Raw genomic sequence first — 26,723 nt, 5'->3', positions numbered from 1 at the left:
CTCGTAGAATATAGTTTAGATCAGTATTTCTGCTTTCTAATTACCCTGATTTTAAAAAAAATAGATAACAAGATTCCTTACGGAATTTGTTTCGATATTATTGAATTTCCCAGATACAATGGATGTATGGAAAGGATCCATCGGGAATTTGCTCATTTCCCCTGTAGCTCTGTCTACGATAAAAAGTCTGTTACCCGAGCCATTGCTATCACTACCAACACACTAGCTGTTTCGATAACTGATTGGGCTTTTGGATAGTAGTTCAAAAGGTAGCCCCCAAAAGTTGTCATTGTATTCTCGTAGGCGAGGTTGTGGTTACGCAATGAGCTTCTGGGAAATCCCATAGTATCGAAGCATATTCCAAATAACCAATGAAAGGAGGTCCTTCCAAATGAACTTATTTGTCGGATTAGATGTCAGCTCTGAGAAACTAGATGTGTGCTTTTTATCAGACGATAACCAATTGACAATTCTTCTTGAAGCGAGTCTCGGAAATGACGTGAAAGGCGCTCATCAAATTAAACAAAAAATTTTAGAATTTCAAAATGTGTACTCGTTTTCTCAAATCGTCATAGGCATGGAGTCAACTTCTATGTACAGCTTTCATCCTGCTACATTTTTTAATGAGGATCGAGAATTAAAGCGTATAAATACCGTCGTTACCATCGAAAATCCTTTTCGCATCAAGCAATTCAGTCGAATATTTGATGAAGATAAAACAGATAAAAATGATGCGATGCGAATCGCTGACTTTTTAAGAATCCAAAGATTCACTACGTCTCCCATTAAAGAAGAGAAATATATGGCTCTTCAACGTTTAACTCGCACACGTTACCAATTAATTGGACAACTTGTAGAAACGAAACAACATTTTCTCGAAAATTTAACTTACAAATGCAACACGCTCACGCGTGAGTTAAAGAATAGCGAAACTCCTTCTTCTGTATTTGGAGCTACCTTAATCGCTTTAATGACAGAAGATTATGGGTTAGAAGAATTAGCTCAAATGCCTTTAACAGATTTCGCCTCTTTGCTTCAAGAAAAAGGTAACGGCCGGTTTAAAAATCCAGAAGGATTAGCGAAAACGATTCAACGAGCCATTACTATGTCTTATCGTTTAGGAGAAGTCGCTCAAGAATCCATCAATATTATCCTGAGTATTCTTGCTCGCGAAATTCGTGCACTCGAAGCCAGTATCAAAGACCTTGATAAGGCAATTGAACAGCTCGTAATGGTCCTACCAGAATACCAATGCTTGACGAGTATTCCTGGTGTTGGAAAAGTGTATGCTGCTGGATTACTAGCTGAGATCGGACAAATCCAACGATTTGAAGACCAAACGAAACTAGCTAAATATGCCGGATTAAGCTGGAAAATCAAGCAATCTGGAAATTATCAGTCTGAAAATACGCCCTTAACCAAACAAGGCAATCGTTATCTTCGCTATTACTTAGTTGAGGCTGCCAATTCAGTAAGAAGATATTTGCCTGAATATCAAGCATTTTATCAAAAGAAATACAAAGAAACACCCAAACATCAACACAAAAGAGCCATCGTCTTAACCGCAAGAAAATTTGTGCGTCTGGTGGATACGCTACTACGTAACCATCAACTCTACACGCCACCAAGGAGCGTGATAGAAAAATAACACTTTGTTATTGACGCAATCTTGGAAACGGCCCGAAAAAATTTCATTTTTGGTCGGGTCTATTTCCGTATGCTGAAAAAATCGCACCTAGAAAAAATCAGTCTTGTTTTACTCTTGACTTATTACCACTAGACTAATACTTCAAAGAAAGTCTTTTTCTCTTCTTCTTGTACTTCTAACATATCTTCTTCCTCAGTAACTTCATACGGGTTAATGATAGAAGCAATGATGAAACCACCGAATAAGTTAAGCACTAAAGCGGTTACAACATATTGTGGTTTTAATAACACCATATATGATCCAACGATAGACATAGAAACTGTAGACATTGCTGATGCACATAATGTATACATTCTTTTCTCTGGCAATAACCCTAGTTGTTTCTTAACTGAAATAAATACTTCCGATTGTCCTAAAATCGCTGATGCCACAGCGTTATATGATTCTAGTTTCCCCATTCCATTTACTTTACTTAATGCTAGACCGATAGATTTCACAATAATAGGTAATACTTTAATATGTTGCAAAATACCTATTAAGGCTGATATAAATACGATTGGCATTAATACACTTAAAAAGAACGAAAACTCTTTTTGATTTACTAATCCACCAAATACGAAATTCACACCGTCAGCAGCATATTTTAATAGCTCTCCAAAACCATCTGCTATTCCGCTTATTAATATATTCCCTACACTTGTATTTAATAATAGAAACCCCAAAATGAATTGTAATATAACCATCGTTATGATTGGGCGATATTTGACTTTCTTTCTATCATTACTAGCAAGCCAAGCGATACCTAAAATCAATACGAGGCCAAAAACACCGATTAAGTATTTCATAAGCCGTTTCCTCCCATTCGTATCCGCTTACATTTCTTTCAATTATTAAAGCAATAGATATACTTTAAATGTATATCTATTGCTTTAATCTTTTATCGATTAGTAGTTATCTGTAGCACCTTTTGCATCATTTAATACGATTGCAACACTAGCACTTGCTCCAACGCGAGAAGCTCCAGCAGCTACCATTTTGTCTGCATCTTCACGTGTACGAACACCGCCAGATGCTTTTACACCAACGTTTGGTCCTACTGTTTTACGCATTAATGCGATATCTTCAGCAGTTGCTCCGCCAGTTGAGAATCCAGTTGAAGTTTTTACGAAATCAGCACCAGCTTTTACTGATAATTCACAAGCACGTACTTTCTCTTCATCTGTTAATAGACAAGTTTCAATGATTACTTTTACAAGAGCTTTTCCTTTTGCTGCTTGTACTACTTCATAAATGTCTTTTTCAACAAGTTCGTTGTCACCATCTTTTAAAGCGCCTACGTTGATTACCATATCAACTTCAGTTGCACCTTTTGCGATAGCATCTTTTGTTTCAAATGCTTTTGTTTCAGTCGTACTTGCTCCTAATGGGAAACCGATTACAGTACAAACGTCTACATCATGTCCAGCTAGTTCATCAGCCGCTAATTTTACCCATGTTGGGTTAATACAAACAGAAGCGAATTTATATTCCTTTGCTTCTTCGATTACTTTCATAACATCTTCTTTTGTAGAATTAGCTTTTAAAATTGTATGGTCAATTAACTTTGCAATGTTCATTATCTTCACTCCTCATATCTTTTAACAACTTCATTCTAACTCTTAGTTGAACAAATGTAAATATACTTTTGAAATTTTGTTCATTCTTTTTTAAAAGTAATTTTCTTGTAGCAAATAAAGCGCATTCTAACAAAGAACACTTCAGATATATAATCAAAATTTTTATGTTAACAATGGTAGTATGTATCTCCATATCCATAATTATTTTTAAAAAGGCAATTTGTGTTCAAAAAAGACTCCTATCATTCATACATAACAAAATAAAAGGCATTCTCAAAATTAACATCTTGAGAACGCCCTTTATTTCTAATCTTTTTGATAATGTAACAATTCTTTTGCTGTATGCTGATCGATAATTAATACATTTGCATACCCGCCACGTAACGCACCATCAATTGCTTTTATTTTTCTATTACCACCTGCAACTAAAATAGAGCGTTTCTTTAATTTCAGTTCCTCTAACTCAATTCCAATGGTACGCTTATTGATTTCTTCACTACTAATATTTCCGTCTCCATCAAAGAAACGTGAACAAATGTCACCGACCGATTGTTTTTTGAGTAAATTTGTTTCATCCTTATCGAAATAACCTAATCGGAATAATAGCGCTTCGTCTCGCACTGTTCCTACAGTAAAAATTGCAATATTCGCTTGTTTTCCCATTTCGATAATGTGATGAATATGTCGATCCTGCTCCACTAATTCTTTTGTCACTGCATTATCAAATATAACCGGAAGAGGTAGATTTCTTGGCGTCGTTTGAAAAGCATCTGCAAATAAAGCTATCGTCTCATTCGCATATGTATTTACACTTGAATGACTAATACCACCTTTTAGCTGGACAACCTCTACCCCTTTTACATGTTGCGGTACGATTTTTCTAGCGATTTCATACATAGTCATGCCCCAGCTTACACCAACAATATCACCGTTTTTAACCGTCTTTTCCATATACTCAGCAGCATATTTACTTATATACTCTGTAATCGTTGCATATTCCGGCACTGGAGAAAATACCACATGTGCCTCTAACAAGTTGTACTTTTCTTTCAGTAAATTCCCGACGTTATCTAAATCAGCAAATGGATCAGCGATGCTAATTTGAACAAACCCTTTTTCTTTCGCGTACTTTAACAATCTAGAAATCGTCGGTCTTGAAATATTTAATTTATTAGCAATTTCTTGCTGACTATAATCTGATTGATAATATAATCTTGCAACTTCAACGCTTAATTGTTGTTTATCTTTTTCCATAGTAACTCATTACAAATCCCTTCCTGTATTTCCCTTTCGTTACAAGCATTATACAGCTTTATGCAAAAAAATTCGACTACTGAATTTTATTTAACTGAACTTCTATTACGCTTATTATATATAATGAAATCGTTCAATAAGAAACATGAAACATCATCTAAAGACTACCTTTGCTAAAAACTATTCAAATACCCCTTATAAACAGAAGATACTGTTTATAAGGGGTATGTATTCAATTTAACTTTATAAAAATTGGATGGAAACAATGCAAGTTCTCACTTATTTAGAATAAGTGAAAAGATGATGTTTTATTTGTTCAATAAAATAATGATGGTGTATATTATCGTTAGATACTCGACTTGCCATAATAGCTCCCTCCATTGAAGATGCAAGAAAAGAAGCGAGCGATATAATGTCTATATCTTCTTTAAGTTCTTGTTTCTCTATTCCTTCCTTTATGAGAGAAGCCATTAACATTACTGTATCATCATAACCTTTTGCTGCTGCTTTTTGTAATTCTGGAAATACTCCGGTACTTTCGATTGCGCTATTAAGTAATGGACAGCCTCCAGCAATAGGAGGATTATTAGCTGCATCTTGATATACAAGGAATATTGCAAGGATTTTATCGATTGCATTCTTTTTATTTTCCATTGCTTTATGAAAATGACTCCACATAATCTCACCACTTTTGTCGTAGGCAGCAAGGACAATTTCTTCTTTACTTTTAAATCTACGATAAATAGATCCTTTAGGTAACTCAGTAGCTGTCATTATATCCTGAATGGATGTGCGAGTTATCCCATTAGTATTAAATAAATATAATGATGTTTCAATAATTTTTTCTTTTACCTTATCAACTTTAGTCATGCTTTGTAATCCTCCTAATGAAAACGATCCTAATATTCTAGGTAATGTTTACCCTCTATTTTCTTAATTTTTTTGTAAGTATAAATAAGTTCGGAACAGAAATATCTTATCAATCCCTATCTTATGGAAACCTCAAACAATACAATTTGAAAAGAAGTTAATCAAATTATATTATCCATATAACTTAAGTGAATTTTCTGTTAAAATAACATGACCGATTGTTTAATTCAGTCATATTATACAACTAATTTTACCTAAAATCGTAGAGGTGTAAAAATATATAGTTAATTTTAACGTATAGACATATGATTATTATATATAATTTTTATTAATATGTTTAGCTAAAGTGTTTGAACTACTCCCACTTTCACTTCGTATATTAAGATATCTCCCGCAGTCCTTGCAGTTAAAAGCCTTATCACTTCATTCTATAAAAAGCTAATTGTCAAAAATTAATGAGTACTGAAATTTGATTGTAAATAAGCAACTGAGATATAAATATATTTGTTGTTTACCATTTTTATTTTATTGATAATTTATAAAAGGGGTTTAAAAAACTAGAAACTTATAGTATCATTAGTTTCCGAACCGAACGGTCCGGTTCGATGTTTATATAAATATATTTTAGAAGGAGAACATAATGCAGAAAGAAAAATCAAAGATTCTAAGTAATTTAATTATGGAGGTAACAAAGTGAACTTTATACAAACCAATAAAAAAGAAATTAATATGCTACTAGTTTTTACAATCTTTACACTACTTCAATTTGGCTGGTTCATATTATTTGGCCTATCACTTTTAACTAACAGCAATTTAGCTGACTCAGAATTTATTATTAGTGCCATTGCTTTTACTGTACCTGCTATTATAGGAATAATTTTATTTAAGAAAGAAATTATTGAGAGTTTTGCTTATTTTAAAGAGAAGACAATTTTGAAAATAGTAAGTGTTCCTCTGGTGGTTTTATTTACGGTAATTGTAGAACAGACTGTTATGCGTTTTCTCGCACTTGGTCAGCCAGAGAATCAAGAACAGCTCCTTGAAACGGGCGCGGAGATACCTCTTATATTTACATTACTTGTATTTGGTATTCTCGGTCCAATACTTGAAGAAATTATATTTCGTCATATAATATTAAATCGTTTTTCACATTATATTGGTACTGCTATTGCATCTATCATTTCGATTCTAATTTTTACATTCCTTCATACGAACCAGCTTTCGGATTATGCTCTTTATTTACCTGGCGCGGTGATACTTACCGCAGCTTATCTTATTTCTAACAGATCCCTTGCATATGTTATGGCGATACATGTGTTAAATAATTCTATTGCTTTTATTCAATTGCATATATCATAGGAAAACATATGTAATTACAGGTTTTGATACAAAAATACTCTATGTTTTTATCGAGTATTTTTGGCAACAAAACCACTTTTTCTACGGCATAATAAAGCCTTAAGAAAGCTAATCAAAAATTATAATATATTAGGAGAGTGTCAGTCATGATTGTAACAACGACTTCTGGAATTCAAGGTAAAGAGATTATTGAGTATATTGATATTGTAAATGGTGAAGCTATTATGGGTGCAAACATTGTACGCGATGTATTCGCCTCAGTTCGTGATGTTGTCGGTGGCCGTGCTGGTGCTTATGAAAGTAAGCTAAAAGAAGCCCGTGATATTGCGATAGACGAAATGAAAGAACTCGCAAAACAAAAAGGTGCGAACGCTATCGTTGGCATTGACGTAGATTACGAAGTTGTTCGTGATGGAATGTTAATGGTTGCTGTAAGTGGTACAGCTGTACGTATATAAGTAAATAAAAAACAGGCTCCCCCCTTGGAATTTATACTTTGAGGGGAGATCCTGGTTCTGTTGCAGATTTTAAAGAATAAAAAGAGATGTTGATAAAGCATTATATGTCGAAAAAACAAAGTTTGAGTGTAAACTGTGTTTTTTTATATAGAAGCCTCATCCCATCACTATCAAGCTAAAATTTTGTGTTAACTTGTAAAAAATGTACATTTTTTACTTTGGGGTAATTTTGAATCCTTAAGTTTATGGGCATGTGCTGGTACCCTCTAATACTGTACAAATTTTTTATAAATGGTTGTAAGGTTCTACGTTTTTGACCATTCTGTACAACGATAACTTTGGTTTATTGATTTCACCTGTAATCTGGTAGCCTATCCTCTGATACAATTTAATGGCAAGTTGGTTCTCTTTCTTTACCGTCAGAGAGCATTTGGCAAAGCCTTGCAGCGAAGCTTGTTCCTCAGCAAACTCAATTAATCTGGTACCTATCCCTAGTCCTCGACTTTCGGGCAGTAAGGCAATTGTTCCGATGTGAAACTCGTCATCTTCTCCCTCCTTCAAGGTAAACATGGAATAAAGCATTTTGATATTCAGAATATTATAAACAACAAAACCCAGCTTTCGGAACGAAAGCAGCTGTTTAAAAGTGGGCCAGGCAAGACGATTTAAAACGGGTATGGGATAGCAAGTAATCATCCCTAAAGTTTTCCCGTCCATTTGAGCTTCATAGGCGTATTGATGACTAAAACGGTTGTTCTCCTGCCGCCATAGCTTACAAAATGTCCAATCGACTGTGTTCTCCTCCTCAGATCCTGCAAGTGGAAACGCCATGTATTCCAATGCCATTACATTTAGCTGGGCGCCGACCATGGATTGATGAACAGCCTTTACAATAGAGATTTTATTCATTATCCTATTGCTCCTTTTCACTTTCTATATTATTAATATTAATTATCATGGATTTGAATCAGTTCACTTCCCTCTCAATTCATCCTTAGCTTTGAAACCATAATAAAATGTATTTAAAACAAGCTCTGCAGCAGATTTTTTAGCCACATTTCCTTCATGTACCTGTTCCCAGGTATGGAAAAGCAGAGCATAAAGCGTATTCAAAATCCATTCACTGCTAACTGTTTGCTGAAAGTAACCTCTTTGTTGTAGCAATTCAATAACGCGTCTTAAGGGTTCCCTCAGCTTCTCTTCTGCTTCACCTAATTCTTTGTTGTTAAATACAGATGCATCATGACCTAGAAAATAGATTTTGTCACCTAAAGGGATTAACGCTTCAATAAGTTCCGGGATATAGTTTTCGCTTCTTTCCTCATCCAGTGGAATCTGGTTTACAGTATCACTTACCAGTTGTATAGCCCGATGGCCCAAGAACAGCATCAATTTCTCCCTGCTTTCGACGTAGCGATGGAGTGTAGCAATTCCAATTCCCGCATATTCCGCAATTTCATTCATCGAAGCAGTAGGATTTTCAACAAGCAATATAGTAGCTGAATCAAGAATTGCATTAAATCTCGCTTCCTTCAACGCTGACAAGTCTTTCTTCATCGTCAATCTCTCCCTTTTTCTGTATAAAGTCGTCATTTTTGATAGATAAATATATCATTTGATATTATAATAAACAATCTCAAATAAAGTGTCCAGCTGCTGAATGTAGCTTTTCAAAAAGAATTATATTCCTGAAACTGATAGTACTTTGAATGTTTCATTTTTAGCATTTCATTATTTAGATAACGATGAAGAAATTAAATTCTTTAATGTAATAAATACAAGAGCCAAAGGAAATGGTACGAGTTACTTTCTGCATAAAGTTATCGGTTTATTTTAAAATTCACTTCCGGGTATTGGGTTATCAGCCTTTTAAGGGTTGAGCCGTCATCCTTCTGTTTTACATACTGGTCAAAAAATGCCAGGCTGAATTCGTTAATAATACGATGAACTTCCTTTGGATTTTCACCTGGGCTCTGCAACAGAGGTGAGAACAAATGTAAATCGGTAAAGCTTGTATGATCCGTATGAGGAATGACCATTGACATACCACCGCCAGCTAACCCGCGTCCGTATCGCTCCCTCACTTCAAAGGGATCTGCTTCATCAGGCTCTTCTGCATTCATGAGCAGAAATGGTTTTCCAATGCCACTTTCAGGCAAGATTTCACCATACAATGTACCATCCATATTGATAGCTGCTTTGACACGAGAATCTTTTGCAAGTATTTGTGCTGCGGTAGCTCCACCGTAAGAGTGGCCAAACATTCCAATTCGCGATGTATCCAGTCTTCCTGTAAAGAAGCCGGTCTCATCATTTTGGTTAAGTTTCTCTATCTGACTAAGGACAAAGCTGACATCTTCCTCCCATAATTTTATGTGGCTATCCCCTTCATCAGTTAAATTGATGGGCTGTACGTAAGCAGTTCGACCATCTGGAAAGACGGTAGCTGCAGCATCAAAGGTATGATCGATACTTAGAACAATGTACCCTTGACTAGCCAACTCCTCAACTTGAAACGTGTTTTGATTACGAAAACCATTAAAACCATGAGAGAAAAGTAATATGGGATAGTGATTCTCTGAGTCTGAGAGTTGTAAATCCATAAACGAATGAGACTTTACCAATTCCATGTGGCTGAATGCAAATGCAGGAATGGACAATGTTTTTTCCAATCCCTTGGAGAGCTCATTTATGTTACGAATATAAGGTTCTCGATCCCCCTTGCTTTTTTCAGCTGCAGGATACCAAATTTGCACCATCAGTTCGCGCCGATCGTTTGGATTTTTCGAATATGGTTCATTTCTCTGATGATCAACCCAATGATATAGCTTCGTACCGACCCTATGTGGACCAGTTGGTTCTTCAAATGAAAATACTGGCATAAGTAAGGGTAGCGCAACTGCTACAGACAAATAGATACATAGTAACGAAGTCTTAACTATGAATATACCCGAACTTCTAAAGCCCTTTTTCCGCCCAGTTAATAAATAGCATAAAATTAAGATAACTGGGGATACATATGCCGGAATCATCTGCCACCTAAAACCTTCTGCCAATAACTGAACTGTAACCATTACAACGGCAATCAAAGTAGCTAATTTAGACCACTTTTTCGTTTCTCTGCCTATTAACAGTATCCAACTCAATAGACTAAAATTCACTACTATCAAAAGAACTTCCCAGAAATTCATTGGCCTATCTCCTTTGCATGCATTTTACTTCTAATTAAAGAGGTAGTTTTCAGCCTAAGCAAAAGCAGATGAAACACCTATATAGTTGCACCAATTATGCTTAGTAACCGTTTCATTCATTCTACTCCTTTATTCAAATTAAAAACTTAAAATGCCCAGCTACCTTTACGGAAAATTGGTTCTACAGTTCCATCTGGTAGAATACCGTCAATGTCCATCTCACTGCTGCCAATCATAAAGTCCTCATGTGTTACTGAAATATTTGCCCCTAACGTTTCAAGCTGATCGTTTTCTAAATCTCTTCCATCCTCTAAGCAAGTTGGATAAGCTTTACCAATCGCTAAATGGTTCGATGCATTTTCATCAAACAATGTATTAAAATATAAAATTCCCGATGCTGAAATTGGTGATTCATGTGGTACAAGTGCTACTTCACCTAAATAGCAAGAGCCTTCATCCACATTAATAAGCTCCTGTAATAATTCATGTCCTACCTGTGCTTCTGCTTTAACAATTTTTCCTTCTTCAAATGTCAGTTTAAAGCCATCGATAATATTTCCTTGATAAACTAATGGTTTTGTATTGCTTACATAGCCATTTACACCTTGTTTCATCGGTAACGTATAAACCTCTTCTGTCGGCATATTAGCCATGAAGATAGTATCATCAGGAGTTTTACCACCTCCAGTAATCCATTTATACTGTGGTGCTAATGCAATTGTTAAATCAGTACCTGGCGCTGTATAGTGAAGCTTCATATATTTTTTATTGTTCAGTAGGACCGCACGAGATTCTAAATTTGTTACATGTTCACGCCATTTTTCAATAGCACTGCCTTCACCAATACGAACAGCTTTAAAAATAGCCTCCCATAATGCTGGTACTTGATCCTCAGCTGCTAAATCCGGGAACACCTTCGATGCCCACTTTGGTGAAGGAACTGCTACCATCGACCAAGCTATTGAATCCTTCATTACGGCGTTGCGATTGTTTCTCAGAGCAGCTCCTGCTACCTTTTGATAGGTAGCTAGACGCTCAGATGAAATACCTGTAAATTTATCAGGATCTGTAGCATCTATCATTAATAGTGCTCCTTTACGTTCGATCAGCTCATCATTCATTTTGACTATCCACTCTGGGAAGCGATTAAATTCTTCATCTGAGGCATAATCAAAGTAAGCACGTTCCATTTCTTCATCCGAAAAATTAACATGAACACGCCCTGCCCCAGCCTTATAAGCCTCTTTGACAACTATACGGGCGAAATCCAATGCATCTACTGATGTATTGACTAATAAGTATTGCCCTGGTTGAATATTAACACCGATTTTCACCGTAAGTTCTGCATATGCTTGTAATTTTTCTTCAAAAGTCATATTATTTACCTCGCTTTTATCAAATTGGTTTTGAATTCCCCTCACTAACCTGCTTTCATACCATACTTTCTAAACTTTGATTCAATTAATATTGGTTTGTTTTTCAAAAAATCTAATCAAAGGTATCAAACACTACATCAAATTATAGAGTTCTTTATTGTGAAAGCTCACTCATTTCTTCCCAATCTTTTCAATGCTGCTGCACCTAAAGGCTTACCATCAATGGGGCGTTTAACATTCTCAATCACTCCTTTATCTTTACAAAAGTATTTTTGATAGATAAATATATCATTTGACATAAGATTAAATCATTTTAAACGAATTATCAAGTCGTAAAATTTAATTTTTAAAAAATTCGGTAAAAAAACTATATGAGCATGGATTCTATCAAAGGGAGCGATAACGAAAAGATTTTTACGCACACATGGATACGAAATTACCGCTCAAAAATACCCCCCTACATTTATCTGCAAGAGGGCTATCTTTTTATTCATTTTGCCAATAAACAAACATGTTTCCACTTTACCAATCTTTTTTCATGTTTATATTATCCTATCTAGATGAAGATATCTCCTAGAGGTAACACCACATGCCCATCAAGTTAAGAGTTTAATTGTTGCCATAAAACGGGAAAACTGAACCGGATTTTTATGAATAATTATGAAGAGATAGAATTTTAGTTTTGGGGATATTTCAAAAGTTTAGCTTGATGGGTATATGAATCTCCTCTCTATAACAAATATTTTTTAGTAAATGTTAAAAATTTTGCGAGAGTGTAAATTTTTAACATTTTAATTTTTCTCAATTGTATAACTTTATTTTTGAATTATACTTAATTCGTAATCCCAAAATTAGGAAAGAAGCTTTAAGATAGGACATTTATCTTAAATGTTTACTTGGAGGAGTGATTAAAAAAATCAATGAAGGTAATGTGTTTCTAAATTAATCAGGAATAGAACTTGAAATGTTACTATGCTTTTTTTACTCATCTAAAAATATCATCAACATTTTTTAATAAGTGCGAATTCAAAAAATCTACTTTCGGCATTAATGAAAAAGCTGATATTTCGTATGTAAGTAATTAATGAATTTGAACGAAAGGACTGATCTATATGAACAGCAGAAAAAATTGTAGATTACAAAAAACTATAAAGGTGTTTGCAACATCCGCTATTTTAGCAACCACATTATTTACACCTATTATGTCAAACAATTTAGATGTACATGCTGAAACTGCACAAACTGCAACTCAATTTGAACAAAGAGAGTTTGACCTGCCAGGTACAGGAAGTTTTTGGGATGAAGCAAAAAGAGAAAAAAGAGGTGAGCAAAAAAATTATATGCCAACAGGCATATATGTGAAACCTAATGAACAGGTTACAATTACAGTATCAGGAACGCAAAAGATTAGAGCCATTATTGGGACACATCAATATGATAAAGAATGGGGAAAAGAAATTGATCTTTCTCCAGGCTCTAATACTATCTCTTCACCAAACGGCGGCGTATTAGGGTTAGATAATTTTCAAAGCACAGGAACAGTTAAGGTGCAAGTAACGCAAGGCGGTAGTCCTATTCCTTTCTTTGTATTAGGAAAACACACAAAAGCAGACTGGATTGCCATGATGAACAACTTTCCAAATGCACATGCAGTACAATTGAAATCAGAACGAGCCGTACTAACTGTAACTCGTGATAGTGCCAATAAATATATTGTAAATCAAGATCCTGTGCCCCTATTAAATAAATATGATGATATGATTCGAGCACAAGACAAGTTAGCAGGGCAATCTGAAACGGATCCTAATCCTTTACATCGTTCAACTCGTCGTATTTGGGCCTTTGTAGAAAATCCTAACGCACAAAGTTGGGGCATGTATGCAAGTTGGGATGGAGCCGTCTTTACGACTGCTGGTGAAGCTATCAAAAGTACTTTAAATGTAAATGAGTTTGGATGGGGACAAATGCACGAAGCGGGACATGCACGACAACAATATCCATGGACGTGGAATGATTTAAGAGGTATGGGTGAAGTAACTAATAATCTATATTCATTAGCTGCATTCAAGAAAATATACCCAAATATACCAACACGTTTAGATACAGAGGGAGATTATAATAGAGCTTTTACGTATTTAAAACAAACAAATAAAGAATATAAAAATATTGACGACCTGTTTGTAAAACTTGTTATGCTTTGGCAACTTCATTTGGCATATGGGGATGATTTTTATCCAAATCTCCACAAATTATATCGTGAGATACCTGAAGATCAACTTCCCAAAACAGACGAGGATAAAATACAGGCATTTATTTACAATACATCAAAAATAGCAAAACAAAATGTACTGCCATTCTTTGATAAATGGGGATTGAAAGCAACACAAGAAACGAGACAAAAAGTAGAAGCTTTAAACACCCCAACATTAATTGCACCTATATGGGAAGCGACGGATGCTAAACCTGTTAAACCACTTGCTGTATTGTCAAAAAAAATAATGAAGGCAAGTGCAAATAGTGAGGAATCAACGGGCTCAGCTAGTAAGGCGATAGATGGAAAAACCGATACATTTTGGCATAGTACTTGGACACCAAATCAATATCCTTACAATTTGACACTAGAACTTGGTGATACACGTACCATTTCACAATTGTCATATCTTCCAAGGCAAGATTGGTCAGAAAATGGCCGTATTTTAACTTACAATATTTATACGAGTGTAGACGGCATTACGTATGACAAAATATCATCAGGAACATGGGAAAATAATAGTGATAAGAAAACGGCAACATTTACCCCAGTTACTGCAAAGTATGTAAAAGTGGAAGTAACGAAAGGACAAAATGGATTTGCTTCAGCAGCTGAAGTAGATATTTTAGGGTATTAATTATTTTCACTTGTAAATGAGTATATGATCACAGGGTGGATTTTGAAATATTTTGAGAATCTGTCCTGTGATATTTTTTGCGTATTTCATGTTCTGTTTTCACTTTATAATTTCTGATAGGAAATTAAGTGAATAAGTTTTAGTTAATACCAATAAAGTAAAAGTCTATAATGATTCTTCAAAAATTTCTTCCTCAAAAATCTTTTTTTGTTTCAACATTTTTCTGACTACTTAATTTTTCAAACACTGCTTCTGCTTCTTGACCATAATCTCTAAATGTACCTCCAGCAACAGAATCAGTTTCTAAATATTTTACCTTTGAAATCAGATTAGGAGTTAAGGAACCCTTATTCTCATCTCCTACTAAAGACATATACATAATTATAAATAGAAATATAACTAATAATCCTAATGTTATTTTCCCTATTTATTGTCTCCTGTTCCAAAAAAACAGTTTCTGTCTATCATACCAACAATAGGGAATGTTCTTTTAGAATTTATAAAAAATATAAAAATACATGACAAACTTATATATAATTGCAAGCTCAACTCTCACAAAAAACAGGATAAAAAAATAAACAGCAGAACTAGTCCACTGTTTACTTTGCCACACCTTCATGTAATTTTTCCGTATAATCCTTTACATCTTTCCAGCTATCTTTCGCTGTATGTAAATCTTCTTTTATAAACGTAAACTCTTCCGGACTAATTCCTTTTACGTTTTGTAGTAAATTATTATATTTTGCACCTACTGTATACCATTGATTTGATATGTTTTGTAGTGCTGTAATTGCTGCATCAATTGTTTCTGTCATGTTTGTTGTTTTATTTTTTACATCAGTCAAAATTACGACTTCTGCTTGTGCTCCTGAAATTCTATCTTTTAAATTGGCGATTTCTCTTTCTGCATTTGCGATATCTTTTTTCGCAACCGCAATCATCGGCCCGCCAGCAAGACATGTTATTAGAGCTACGCAAAGTACGCCACCAGCAATGACCATATCATTACTCTTTTTAATCGAATCGTTATATGTATTTATTTGTTGCTCTAGAGCTGGAATACCAGCATTCGTACTTGCCAATATCGATGTTAACTGATTTGTATCCTCTTTGAAACTATTTGTATCTTTCGCCATTCTATCGCGAAAAGCTTTCAAATTTCCTAATAATCCATCTACCTCATTTTGATTCTTTACAATATCCGCATACAACTTTTCTAAATCCGCTTTTAATTTCCCGCTATCCTTTTGATCAATCGCTATTAACATGTCATTATAATACGATTGAAAAGTATTATTGTAATTTATAATATTTTGATCTGTTTTCATAATTTGAGGCTTCATATTATTTAACCAATATGCTGCATTAATTTTTGCATCTCTTTGATGCTGAATCATATTCCCTTTAAATTCACTATTAATCGAACTTATTTTACTTAAATCCGTCTCTTGTTGATTTTGAATTAATTTTGCATATGAATCCATTGCAAATATGCTTGATGTCGTTTGTGCCATTACATCTTGGAATCCTGCTGGTCCAAGAGAATAGTTTTTCACATTTTCTTGTAGCACCGTTACATTTTGTTCTGCTGCAAAAGGATGTAAAGGAAATGCGTTACTCGTTGCCACCCCAGCAATCATTACCGCTAAAAGACATTTTTTATAAAATCGTTTCTGCATATTTTTCACCTATTCTCTTTATAAGGATATCAAAAGCTCCTGCTCACAACTGAACAGGAGCTTCAAATCATTCATCAACACTTAACGCCCTAACGATTCGTATTCGATTATGCTTTTTTCGTATCTACTACTTTAATATCTTCAGCATAAATCTTTTCTGCATAGTCTTTAATATTTTTCCAGCTATCTTTCGCAATGTTTAAATCTTCTTTAATGAAAACAAGATCGTTTGGACTAATTGAATCCACATTTTGAAGTAAAGAATTGTATTTTGATCCCATTGTATACCATTGGTTTGAAATGTTTTGCAACGCTGTAATTGCAGTATCAATCGTATTTGTTAAATACTCAGTTTGTGTTTTAATATTCGTTAACCCGGCTACTTCTAATTGAGCAGTTGTAATTTGTCCAGTTATTTTTTGAATTTCAGCTTGTGCACTATCAAGTTCTTTCTTCGCTAATACGATTCCAGCTGCCCCACCGCCTACTGCTGTTGCACCACCTGCAAGTAATGCGATTCCTAGTGGCGTTCTCGCACCTGTAGCAATAACTACTGCACCACCAATAATTGCAATTGGTCCTAGAGCTGTCGCAACAGATGAACCGATTATAATTGCGTTATATTTACTAATTGCTTCATTGTGCGTTGTAATTTGATTTTGCAGAAGTGGAATCCCTGCATCTTGACTAGCTAATATAGATGTAATTTGATTTGCATCACCCTTGAAGTTTTGCGTATCCGACGTCATTTTATTTCGGAATTTCTTTAAGTCTTCTACTAACTGATCCACTTGCGCTTTATTTTCATTAATACTACTTGATAATCTAGTTAAACCTTTCGTAAGAGTCCCTTTATCTTTTGCATCTACCGCAGCAACTAAAGTATCATAATAGTTTTGGAATTTCGTATTGTAGTTAATGATGTTTTGATTTGTTGAAATAAGCTGTGGCTTTAATCCATCTAACCATTGCTTCGCATTTCCTCTAGCTGTATTTTGGTGCTGAATCACTTTTCCTTTTAAAGCTGCATCAACAGTCGATACATTTCCAAAGTTAACATTACCTTGTTTAATAATTGTTAAAGCATACAGATCCATTACTAAAGCATTTGAACCTGTTCTTTCCATTGCATCTTTCAAGCCTTCTGGTCCTAATGAATATTCTTCATAGTCATTATAAACTTTTGCTACCGCATGAACTGGAGCTTGTTTCACTGTACTTTCAGCTGCATACGTATGAGCCGGCATAATATTTCCTGCTGCAAATACTGCCATCAGTGCTGATAGAGCCATTACTTTATAAGGTTTTTTTGTCATTTTTCTTCTCTCCCTATATCGCTAATTATTTTTCTGTTTAATGTACTTCAACGTTTGTAACGTAATCTTCAAATTGATTTGTTTGCTTATTCATTTCATCACTTATTTTTCCAATTTGATTGAAATGTTTTTGAAGTAAACTACTGTCTGTATACGTGCCTTTTTCAACATTTGTTTGAATTTGGATCATATTATTATTTACAACTTTCCAATCCGTTAATAACGTTTCTAAAGTTGTAATTTGACGATCAATTAATTCTGTAAAGCTATTTACTTGATCTTCAACGAATGTAATTTGAGTCGCCTCTGCTTCAGTTTGTGATAACTTTTGAATAAGTGGCAATAACTCTTTTTGCTTTTGCTGAATGCGAAGAGCTGCTTCTCTCGTTTGACTATCTGCAGCATTTACAATTTCATTACTTAAAGTACCGATAGAAACAAAATCGATTGTTTTCGTTTGTGCAGTTTGATTTGTGATTGTAAATACTTGTTTACCGATATTAATAGAACCTTTAATGATTTCTTGAGGTCTATTCAAAATAGTAGTTAGTTCAGCTTGAATTCCCCCTTGAATTCTTTTAATATCTTCTCTTAATTTCACAATATCTCCACTTGATCCTTGCAGTGTTTTTATTGCTTCATCGGCTTTAATTGATAAGTTGTTACTATCTTTGTCTAATACTGTTTTAAATCGATTTAACTCTAATAAATCTTGCTCCATACTCTCTTGGATGCTTTGTACTTGCAATTGTAATTTTCCATATGCACTCATAAAATCTGTTTTTGCTTGCTGATCTTCATTTACGTTTCCTGCTAGTTCATAGAGCTTACTATAATAGCTATTGAATCTAGTGCTGTATCTCATCATCTCTTGATTTAAGTCAATTAGCTTCGGATTATATTCATCAACCCACTCTCGTACATTCGCCTTTGCAAACTTTTGATGATTCGTTAAGCTACTCATCGCATTTACCTTAATGTCTGGCTGTTGCAAAATAATTAATCCGTATGCTTGAATAAGCGGTGATTGTGATCCTAACATTCTAATTGGATTGGATAATATATTTGGAGCAATTACATTTTGCGCATATACTGTTTTCACTTCTGTTTGCCCCTCCTTAGCGTAAGCGCTTACATGAATGAGGCAACTCGTAGATACTGCTGTAACCAATAACCCTGTAATTAAAGTTTTTTTCACTTTAACTCCTCCTATGTATTAGCAACTATTACTATCGCATTTTATTATTCTATTTTCTTGCATATAATTTAAGATGGTTAAACTAGAGGACGTACTCACCGTGATTGACGTACGAACCATCTCTCCCAACTGTTATTGCTACGGTACTTACTTATTGTTATAAAACTTTTCATATGTGCTTAGTATGAATAACGTTGCATAAATTTTCTATCGACCCTCATTTTCCACATCGATACAGTGAATATATTACATAAAAATATTATTCATTTTAAACTTAATAACGTAAGTAAATATGAAATCCCGTTTTGTTTTCATATAAGTTTTGTACTGTAAGGTCATTTAAACACAGCTGTTTATATATCGTAAAGAAGTATTTTCATTCCCTTTATTTTCAAGCTTTCATGTCCTTATTTCAAAATATAATCCGATTCGCTTTATCGATTGAAATATCTACATATCACAACAGAAAACACTACTTTCAAATAACCAATTAAATTATATTGGTATAATTTTTAAGCCCGTATGCAATTATGCATAGCATATACACAAAAAGGATAGCTTCATTTTCACAAAGCTATCCTTAAAAATCTTCTTATTTTTTCAAATGATATGGAACTGTCGTAATAACAACATTTCTTTTATAAAGTAAATACGCACGTATGAGTAAACTGGATTGATTATGAAGAATGTTATGCCAACCTTTTTTCGGAATAAACTGTGGTATAACGACCGTAACACGGTAATTCGATTCACTCGCCTTATATTGCACTGTATCGATAAACTTCGTTAGCGGCTGAATAATACTTCTATAATGAGAATGTAATGTAACAAGCCTTACTTCAGGTTGCCACTTCTTCCATTTCTCTTCAAATTTCTTTTCCTCTTCTCTGTCAAAAGCAACATATACTGCGATAACTTGATCTGCCGAAAGGGATTTCGCATAGTTCAATGAATTTTCTACTACATGGGTCATACCTGCTACAGGAACGACAATTACATTCCCCTCAATTGGAATAAGAGGTTCGCAAGTTTTTAAACTTAATTGATCACCCACTGCATCATAATGCTTCTTAATTCGATGGAATAAGAAGATAATAACTGGTAAGAAAATAAGAATCGACCAAACTTGTGCAAATTTAGTTAAAAAGAACATGCTCATTACGATAAAACTAATAACTGCACCAATTAAATTAACCGTTAATCTTAAAGCCCATCCTTCAGGCTTTTCGCGAAGCCATTTTAATACCATCCCTGTTTGAGAAAGTGTAAATGGAATAAATACACCTACTGCATATAGTGGAATTAAATGTTCTGTTTGTCCTTGGAAAGCTACAATTAAAATAATCGAAGCAACTCCAAGTATAATAATACCGTTTGAGTAACCTAGACGGTCTCCTCTAATCGTAAACATTCTCGGTATGAATTTATCTTTTGCAAGGTTAACCGCTAATAAAGGAAATGCAGAATAACCTGTATTAGCAGCGAGAATTAATATTAAAGCTGTTGTACCTTGTATGAAATAGTACATGAAATTACGTCCAAATGTTTGTTCAGCAATTTGAGAAACAACTGTTACTTCTTTACTCGGAGTCACTCCGTAATAATAAGCTAAAAATACAATTCCTGAAAATAACACAGCAAGTAATGCACCCATTGCAAGCAATGTTTTTGCAGCATTGTTTGGCGCAGGATCTTTAAAGTTCGGAATTGCATTTGAAATTGCTTCAACACCTGTTAAAGCAGAACTACCTGATGCAAATGCTCTTAGTAATAAAAATAAACTAATCCCTGCAACTGGTGTACCAATCGGCGCATGTAAAGTGGGTGAAACATGACCAGTTAAAATATTATATATGCCCACACCAATTAATATAAATAGTGCTAAAACGAATAAATAAACAGGATATGCTAAAACGGAAGCTGATTCCGTTACTCCCCTTAAATTTAATATCGTAATTAATATAACAAATATAACCGCAATAATTACGTTGTGTGCATGTAAGCTAGGAAACGCAGACGTGATTGCATCTGTACCAGCGGACACACTTACCGCAACAGTTAAAATATAGTCAACTAATAAAGATCCTCCAGCAATTAAGCCTGGATTCATCCCTAAATTTTCTTTTGATACAACATACGCTCCCCCGCCATGCGGATAAGCAAAAATAATTTGACGATAAGATAAAATAAGGGCTGTCAATAATACTAATACCCCAACAGCGATCGGAATGGAATACCAATAAGCGATCGCTCCAACACCTGCTAAAGCAATTAAAATTTGCTCTGGACCGTAAGCAACTGATGACAATGCGTCAGAAGATAAAATAGCTAAAGCTTTCGTTTTATTAAGCTTTTGTTCTCCAAGCTCCGTTGATTTTAACGGTCTTCCAATTAAAAATCTTTTAATAGATGAAACCAATGCTGTCCACTCTCCAATAATTTTGTACGAACTTTTCTGCTTGTTACAGCCAGTAAACTATTTCCTCAGAAAACAAAAAATGTCTACAAGCCATAGCGAAATAGACTTGTAGACATTATTTTTTTTGTCGCACAAGCTCCACCTTCCTTCTCAATATAACGCTTACGAGGTTAGCTGTCGGATTCGGGCCTATGAGTAGCCCTACCTTTTTTAAGGATTCACCCCATCGGATTATGTACTAATCCGTAAAAACGGGTCCCCCGTACCATGCGGTTTCAGCGATTTAGAAAATTGAAACTGTGGATTATAATACTCCTTTATTTTCAAAAAGTAAACAAAAATTTTTAATAAGAAAAAAATTAAAATGATTGTGCATAATCCACTGAGAAATATACATAATGAATACTAAAAAATCCGCAAAGGAGACCCATATGTCTAAAGAAAAGAAGCCTATTTTTTCCGATTCATATTTAGATGCAGTAGCAAATGAAATTAATCAGTTATATGGTAAACGTGAACAGGAAATAAATTTGACAGATAGAACGAAAAGAAATAAATAATTTGTCATACAAAAAAATAAAAAAGATAGCAATACACTTATATATTGCTATCTTTTTTATTTTTTCATACATCTAATTCTATTACAGATTTGTTAAAGGTCATCTCTTCATACACCTTTAAATTTTGATATATAGATTCTAATAATGGTGCCGCTATAGAAAATTGCTCTGCTACATCCAGTAAATATCCTTGCAAGTGCTTCCCTTCAATAAACGAACCCTTTTCCATATCACGTTGCATTGATGACTTCATATCATACGAAATTTTATCAATTGTTTTCATATGTTCCTCGGCAATATTTTCCTTTACGGGAGCTCCTAATACTCTCATGATTTGTACAGATTCCTCAAATACATTACGGATAAAATCACGGCCGCCTTCACTTTCACGGATTGGTCCAATTGGTGCACGCATTAACGTTGTCACACCGGACATTACAGTAATAAATAAATATTTATGCCACATATCTTGCGTAATATTTTCACTTAAAACAAAACTAGATTTCGTACCTGCAAATGCTTTAGAAATATGCTTTACTCTCTCTGAATTTTGAGACTTAATTTCTCCAAACACAAGTCTGTTGGCAGCGCTAGTTTGTACAATTTCTCCTTGATCGTTTAACGTCGTCTCGATAAAGCATAAACCGCCAATTACTTTTTCTTCGCCGAATTCTTTTTGTAATAGCGATAAATGAGCGATACCATTTAACAATGGAATGATTACAGTATTTTCGCCAACAAACGGCTTCAAATCTTGAATTGCCTCGTTTAAGTGATACGCTTTTGTTGAAAATAAAATGACATCAAATGGAGAAGTTCTCTCTTCTTTCGTTATTAATTTCGGTTGAAAGGAAAAATCCCCGTTAACACTTCGGATTACAAGTCCTCTTTCCTCTAATTGTTTTTTCCGTTTACTACGAACAAGAAATGTAACATCTTCTCCCTTTTCGACTAATCTGCCACCAAAAAATCCTCCGACTCCACCAGCGCCTAATACTAAAATCCGCATACAGCATCCCCCTTTTCAAAATAAAATTTTATAACTTTTAGTATACATAACATTATACATGTCCTCTGCTAAATAAGCTGAATTTCCACTCTCAATCGGGTATAAAACAGTGGTTATTTTCAAATAAATTTGGGCATGTTGTTTCTATAGCATATACGGAAAGGAAACAATGTAGATGGAGGCAATACAAGCAATTGAGGAAAAAGATGTAGCAACAGCTATATTTCAATTTATATTCCCGTTTTCTTTTAAAACTGGATATGAACAAAATATGTTCCCTTTCTTACAAAAAAACGATTTTCGTCCTTTTCGGCTCGATCATCTCGATGATGAAAATACATATTATGGGGAGTTTAAAGTTTCACATCAAAATATGGAAGCATACTATCTTTCATTTACCAATAAAATTCTCTTTCCTCACTCAGAGCATCAAAAGGGCTTGCAACGTTATTCAAAGGACCTTAACTTAACTGGACATTTAACAACAAACCTTATTTCAATCCCATTCAAGATACACTCTATTGATGTAACACTTTGTCCTTATGAACTTGGCTTCTTAACAATTCGAACAGAAGTAAACACTGCTCCAAACATGACTTTATCTGAAGCAATCGAATTCGCTGCTCGCTTCCGTGTACTTGAAACTAAAAATGATACAAATGAGACTATTTGTATTGAATGTAACGGAAAAAAGTATTCCCAAGTGGAAAAATTCATTTTTGGTTATTTATTTCATGGTGTAACTGATTTCTTTGAAAAGAAGAGATTAAGAAGTTCATACTTTCAAACCTTCCCTTTCTTCGAAGACCAAAGAATGTACGTCCAAACTTTATTGTCACTAAAAGAAGGTATGGAACTTAATGAAGTGGATGTTTATCGTACTTCTAGTCTTTCCGGATTAACAAGTGATGGTAAGCCATATGTGAGTGCAAATAACCTTCCTTACATTCATGACTATTTAAAAAAACACGCTTACCAGAGATGGGCTCCAAATCGTTATTTCATAATGGAAGAACATATTTTTACATGTGTAACAAGTGAAGGAGAACGCGAAATCGCTAAACTTGCTAGTCAAATGTACGGGGAATTTTATTACGCTTTATTATTAAACCTATTCCATAAAATTGTTTTATTAAAAATGGCGAACGCCTATGCTGAGCTAAATATTGAACAAGATACTAATGAAATAGAGAAATTAATTTATTCGATCAATTCGTTCACTGCTAATTATTTTTCTTTAGAATTAGTATCCCAATCACAGAGTGAAGATATTTTCTTCCGCTTAAGAAAACTTTTTAATATTGAGGTTCTATACTCGAACGCGAAACAAAATCTTGATAGTTTGTTTAAATATCAAGAAAATGTCGCCTCTAAAAAAGATAGCCTTTTATTATTAATTTTAACGCTCTACTCTGTAGTGGGCCAAATGTTAGGGTTTACTATGATTGACCTTTTAAGAAACACCGATTCAAACAAAATATCGTCACCTCTTGAATTTTTCGCTCTATTAATTGCGATTAGCGGCATTGTCATTTCACTTATTTTAGGAGCCCAAAGTTTATACCAATGGGGTCTACAACATAAACGAAGAAAAGCTTGGGTAAAACAAACTGTACTTTCTGCCGTTAAAGAGAAAGAAGATAAAAATTAAAGAAGATTATTTTCAAATTCTTGGCCCGCTGCAGTAAGTGAATTTTTATCAGCGATTTTCCCATTATATCGGCGCAACTCGAAATATATCAGCGATTTTTTTAATATATCGACTTACCGACAAATAACAGGACCGTATAATAAAAAAAGGGTGCTCCAAAATTAAACTTGGAGTACCCCTTTTATTATACGAATTCAGTTTACTTCCCTGCTTCGATTTGCTCTAATGCAGCAGCTACTTGCTCTTCCGTTAATTCATGTTGTATTACGTAGCGGTTACGTGGACTTACACGACATTCATGAGAACATGCACGTAAATATTTCGCTTCGTTTTCTTCAGAACATAAAATTTTCTTATTACATTCTGGATTTGAACAGTTTACATAGCGCTCACAAGGTTCACCTGTAAAGTGGTCTTTACCAACGATAACATGTTCTTTTTGGTTTACTGGTACAGCAATACGCTCATCGAACACGTAACATTGTCCATCCCAAAGCTCACCTTGTACCTCTGGGTCTTTTCCGTACGTTACAATTCCGCCGTGAAGCTGACTTACATCTTCATAGCCTTCACGAACTAACCAACCAGAAAACTTCTCACAACGAATTCCGCCTGTACAATAAGTTAAAATCTTTTTACCTTCAAGTACTTCTTTATTTTCACGAATCCAATCTGGTAATTCACGGAATGATTCGATATCAGGTTTAATCGCACCTTTGAAGTGACCTAAATCAAACTCATAATCATTTCGTGCATCAATGATAACTGTATCTTCTTGTTTCATTGCTTCATAAAAATCTTTTGGTTCTAAATACTTGCCAGTTATTTCGTGTGGGTTAATGTCATCTTCTAGACGAAGTGTAACTAACTCTGGACGAGGACGCACGTGCATTTTCTTGAATGCATGACCATCAGCTTCATCTATTTTAAATACGATACCGTCAAAACGTGGATCATTGTTCATTGCTTCCATGTATTTCTCTGTTTGTTCTACAGTTCCAGAACAAGTTCCGTTAATACCTTCTTTCGCTACAAGAATTCTTCCTTTTAATTCAAGTGAATTACAAAATTCTAAATGCTCTGCCGCGAATTCTTCTGGGTTTTCAATTGTTGTGTACATGTAATATAGTAATACTCTGTATGGTTTTGTAGTTGCCAATGTATTTCTACCACCTATCTAATTTTTAAAATCATGTATAAGTTAACGTTCATATCAAAACATATATAATAAGAAAATGAATCCCATTTTCTTTTCTTTATACTATTTTCTATCAGTTAACAAAAATAAAAAACAAGATTACACATCAAAACACTATGGTTATGTTGTAATCCCAATATATTATATATCATACAAATGCAATTCCATCAATTAATATGCTGGATTATCGGCTTTATGTTCACATAAATTTCAAAATTGACCCTTTAATTTATTATGTTTCCCCACGTCATCACACCATAAACTCCCAATTTATTTTACGTTATCACACCATCTATTGCATAAAGGCATATAATTTGCATTAAGGAAACTTTCGTGTTCAAATGAAATTATCATATAACATATTTAAATGTATTGAAATAATGAGTAAGAATAAATACAATAATTTCATCAAGTTAACATTTTAAAGTCTAGTGGTAATAAGTCAAGAGTAAAACAAGACTGATTTTTTCTAGGTGCGATTTTTTCAGCATACGGAAATAGACCCGACCAAAAATGAAATTTTTTCGGGCCGTTTCCAAGATTGCGTCAATAACAAAGTGTTATTTTTCTATCACGCTCCTTGGTGGCGTGTAGAGTTGATGGTTACGTAGTAGCGTATCCACCAGACGCACAAATTTTCTTGCGGTTAAGACGATGGCTCTTTTGTGTTGATGTTTGGGTGTTTCTTTGTATTTCTTTTGATAAAATGCTTGATATTCAGGCAAATATCTTCTTACTGAATTGGCAGCCTCAACTAAGTNACCTTTTGAACTACTATCCAAAAGCCCAATCAGTTATCGAAACAGCTAGTGTGTTGGTAGTGATAGCAATGGCTCGGGTAACAGACTTTTTATCGTAGACAGAGCTACAGGGGAAATGAGCAAATTCCCGATGGATCCTTTCCATACATCCATTGTATCTGGGAAATTCAATAATATCGAAACAAATTCCGTAAGGAATCTTGTTATCTATTTTTTTTAAAATCAGGGTAATTAGAAAGCAGAAATACTGATCTAAACTATATTCTACGAGG

Annotated in this window: 20 protein-coding genes, 2 pseudogenes and 1 riboswitch; of the genes and pseudogenes, 6 read left to right on the top strand and 16 right to left on the bottom strand. The window is 34.3% G+C overall.

Annotated features, from left to right (window positions below; genetic code table 11):
• Window positions 1–391 precede the first annotated feature (391 nt).
• The gene (locus V6946_RS09500; protein WP_256426878.1) at window positions 392–1,648 is read left to right on the top strand and encodes an IS110 family transposase; all 1,257 of its coding nucleotides are present in this window, start codon (window positions 392–394) and stop codon (window positions 1,646–1,648) included.
• 134 nt (window positions 1,649–1,782) lie between these two features.
• On the opposite strand, the pseudogene V6946_RS09495 reads toward V6946_RS09500, so the two are convergent.
• From V6946_RS09495 to V6946_RS09480, 4 genes and pseudogenes are all read right to left on the bottom strand, one after another.
• Window positions 1,783–2,493, bottom strand: a pseudogene (locus tag V6946_RS09495) (Na+ dependent nucleoside transporter N-terminal domain-containing protein); the annotation flags it as partial.
• Between the two features lie 99 nt (window positions 2,494–2,592).
• Window positions 2,593–3,264, bottom strand: a complete 672-nt coding sequence (deoC, locus tag V6946_RS09490; protein ID WP_001017433.1) for a deoxyribose-phosphate aldolase — start codon at window positions 3,262–3,264, stop codon at window positions 2,593–2,595.
• 306 nt (window positions 3,265–3,570) lie between these two features.
• On the bottom strand, window positions 3,571–4,518 hold the full coding sequence (locus V6946_RS09485; RefSeq protein WP_000409780.1) for a sugar-binding transcriptional regulator: 948 nt from the start codon (window positions 4,516–4,518) through the stop codon (window positions 3,571–3,573).
• A 279-nt stretch (window positions 4,519–4,797) separates the two neighbouring features.
• Window positions 4,798–5,388, bottom strand: coding sequence for a TetR/AcrR family transcriptional regulator (locus tag V6946_RS09480; RefSeq protein WP_000169644.1), 591 nt, complete (start codon window positions 5,386–5,388; stop codon window positions 4,798–4,800).
• A 693-nt stretch (window positions 5,389–6,081) separates the two neighbouring features.
• Here V6946_RS09480 and V6946_RS09475 point away from each other — a divergent pair.
• Together V6946_RS09475 and V6946_RS09470 are read left to right on the top strand one after the other, a co-directional pair.
• Complete coding sequence (locus V6946_RS09475; RefSeq protein WP_406622292.1) at window positions 6,082–6,747, top strand: lysostaphin resistance A-like protein; 666 nt, start codon at window positions 6,082–6,084, stop codon at window positions 6,745–6,747.
• A gap of 146 nt (window positions 6,748–6,893) precedes the next feature.
• Window positions 6,894–7,205 carry a heavy metal-binding domain-containing protein gene (locus V6946_RS09470; protein ID WP_006919958.1) on the top strand — a complete coding sequence of 104 codons (312 nt, stop codon included), beginning with the start codon at window positions 6,894–6,896 and terminating at the stop codon, window positions 7,203–7,205.
• 285 nt (window positions 7,206–7,490) lie between these two features.
• Here the strand turns inward: V6946_RS09470 and V6946_RS09465 are convergent, their stop codons facing one another.
• The 4 genes from V6946_RS09465 to V6946_RS09450 form a co-directional block, all read right to left on the bottom strand.
• Window positions 7,491–8,114, bottom strand: a complete 624-nt coding sequence (locus V6946_RS09465) for an N-acetyltransferase (RefSeq protein WP_006919961.1) — start codon at window positions 8,112–8,114, stop codon at window positions 7,491–7,493.
• Between the two features lie 63 nt (window positions 8,115–8,177).
• A complete protein-coding gene (locus V6946_RS09460) occupies window positions 8,178–8,762 on the bottom strand; it encodes a TetR/AcrR family transcriptional regulator (RefSeq protein ID WP_000710981.1) in 585 nt (194 codons plus the stop codon).
• A gap of 263 nt (window positions 8,763–9,025) precedes the next feature.
• Window positions 9,026–10,396, bottom strand: a complete 1,371-nt coding sequence (locus V6946_RS09455) for a carboxylic ester hydrolase (RefSeq protein WP_006919965.1) — start codon at window positions 10,394–10,396, stop codon at window positions 9,026–9,028.
• A gap of 146 nt (window positions 10,397–10,542) precedes the next feature.
• Window positions 10,543–11,772 (bottom strand): aminopeptidase, encoded by a 1,230-nt coding sequence (locus V6946_RS09450; RefSeq protein ID WP_149149508.1) that lies wholly within the window; start codon window positions 11,770–11,772, stop codon window positions 10,543–10,545.
• Between the two features lie 1,112 nt (window positions 11,773–12,884).
• On the opposite strand from V6946_RS09450, the gene V6946_RS09445 reads away from it, so the two are divergent.
• Window positions 12,885–14,660, top strand: a complete 1,776-nt coding sequence (locus V6946_RS09445; protein WP_006919968.1) for a M60 family metallopeptidase — start codon at window positions 12,885–12,887, stop codon at window positions 14,658–14,660.
• A gap of 193 nt (window positions 14,661–14,853) precedes the next feature.
• On the opposite strand, the gene V6946_RS09440 is transcribed toward V6946_RS09445, so the two are convergent.
• The 5 genes from V6946_RS09440 to V6946_RS09420 form a co-directional block, all read right to left on the bottom strand.
• Complete coding sequence (locus V6946_RS09440; protein ID WP_000060531.1) at window positions 14,854–15,033, bottom strand: hypothetical protein; 180 nt, start codon at window positions 15,031–15,033, stop codon at window positions 14,854–14,856.
• A 226-nt stretch (window positions 15,034–15,259) separates the two neighbouring features.
• Entirely contained in the window at window positions 15,260–16,339 is a 1,080-nt protein-coding gene (gene nheC / locus V6946_RS09435) for a non-hemolytic enterotoxin NHE subunit C (RefSeq protein ID WP_001171992.1), read from the bottom strand.
• Between the two features lie 107 nt (window positions 16,340–16,446).
• Entirely contained in the window at window positions 16,447–17,655 is a 1,209-nt protein-coding gene (gene nheB, locus V6946_RS09430) for a non-hemolytic enterotoxin NHE subunit B (RefSeq protein ID WP_197229053.1), read from the bottom strand.
• Window positions 17,656–17,692: 37 nt separating this feature from the next.
• A complete protein-coding gene (nheA, locus tag V6946_RS09425; protein ID WP_406622291.1) occupies window positions 17,693–18,853 on the bottom strand; it encodes a non-hemolytic enterotoxin NHE subunit A in 1,161 nt (386 codons plus the stop codon).
• A gap of 592 nt (window positions 18,854–19,445) precedes the next feature.
• On the bottom strand, window positions 19,446–21,272 hold the full coding sequence (locus V6946_RS09420) for an APC family permease (RefSeq protein ID WP_000254887.1): 1,827 nt from the start codon (window positions 21,270–21,272) through the stop codon (window positions 19,446–19,448).
• A gap of 144 nt (window positions 21,273–21,416) precedes the next feature.
• A riboswitch (cyclic di-AMP (ydaO/yuaA leader) is annotated at window positions 21,417–21,563 on the bottom strand.
• Between the two features lie 140 nt (window positions 21,564–21,703).
• On the opposite strand from V6946_RS09420, the gene V6946_RS09415 reads away from it, so the two are divergent.
• On the top strand, window positions 21,704–21,832 hold the full coding sequence (locus V6946_RS09415) for a hypothetical protein (RefSeq protein WP_000031873.1): 129 nt from the start codon (window positions 21,704–21,706) through the stop codon (window positions 21,830–21,832).
• Between the two features lie 64 nt (window positions 21,833–21,896).
• Here V6946_RS09415 and panE read toward each other — a convergent pair whose 3' ends face one another.
• The gene (gene panE, locus V6946_RS09410) at window positions 21,897–22,841 is read right to left on the bottom strand and encodes a 2-dehydropantoate 2-reductase (RefSeq protein WP_006924488.1); all 945 of its coding nucleotides are present in this window, start codon (window positions 22,839–22,841) and stop codon (window positions 21,897–21,899) included.
• Window positions 22,842–23,016: 175 nt separating this feature from the next.
• Between panE and V6946_RS09405 the strand changes: the two genes are divergently transcribed.
• Window positions 23,017–24,492, top strand: a complete 1,476-nt coding sequence (locus V6946_RS09405) for a hypothetical protein (protein WP_006924489.1) — start codon at window positions 23,017–23,019, stop codon at window positions 24,490–24,492.
• Window positions 24,493–24,691: 199 nt separating this feature from the next.
• Here the strand turns inward: V6946_RS09405 and V6946_RS09400 are convergent, their stop codons facing one another.
• Together V6946_RS09400 and V6946_RS09395 are read right to left on the bottom strand one after the other, a co-directional pair.
• Window positions 24,692–25,651 (bottom strand): rhodanese-related sulfurtransferase, encoded by a 960-nt coding sequence (locus V6946_RS09400; RefSeq protein WP_000246231.1) that lies wholly within the window; start codon window positions 25,649–25,651, stop codon window positions 24,692–24,694.
• Between the two features lie 599 nt (window positions 25,652–26,250).
• Window positions 26,251–26,448 (bottom strand): annotated as a pseudogene (locus V6946_RS09395) (IS110 family transposase); the annotation flags it as partial.
• Window positions 26,449–26,723: the final 275 nt, after the last annotated feature.

This window comes from Bacillus sp. PPSBB_2 (assembly GCF_045291115.1).
Lineage (GTDB): Bacteria > Bacillota > Bacilli > Bacillales > Bacillaceae_G > Bacillus_A > Bacillus_A cereus.
The sequence above is the reverse complement of the archived record's forward strand: the minus strand, read 5'-3'. Positions and strand labels throughout refer to the sequence as shown.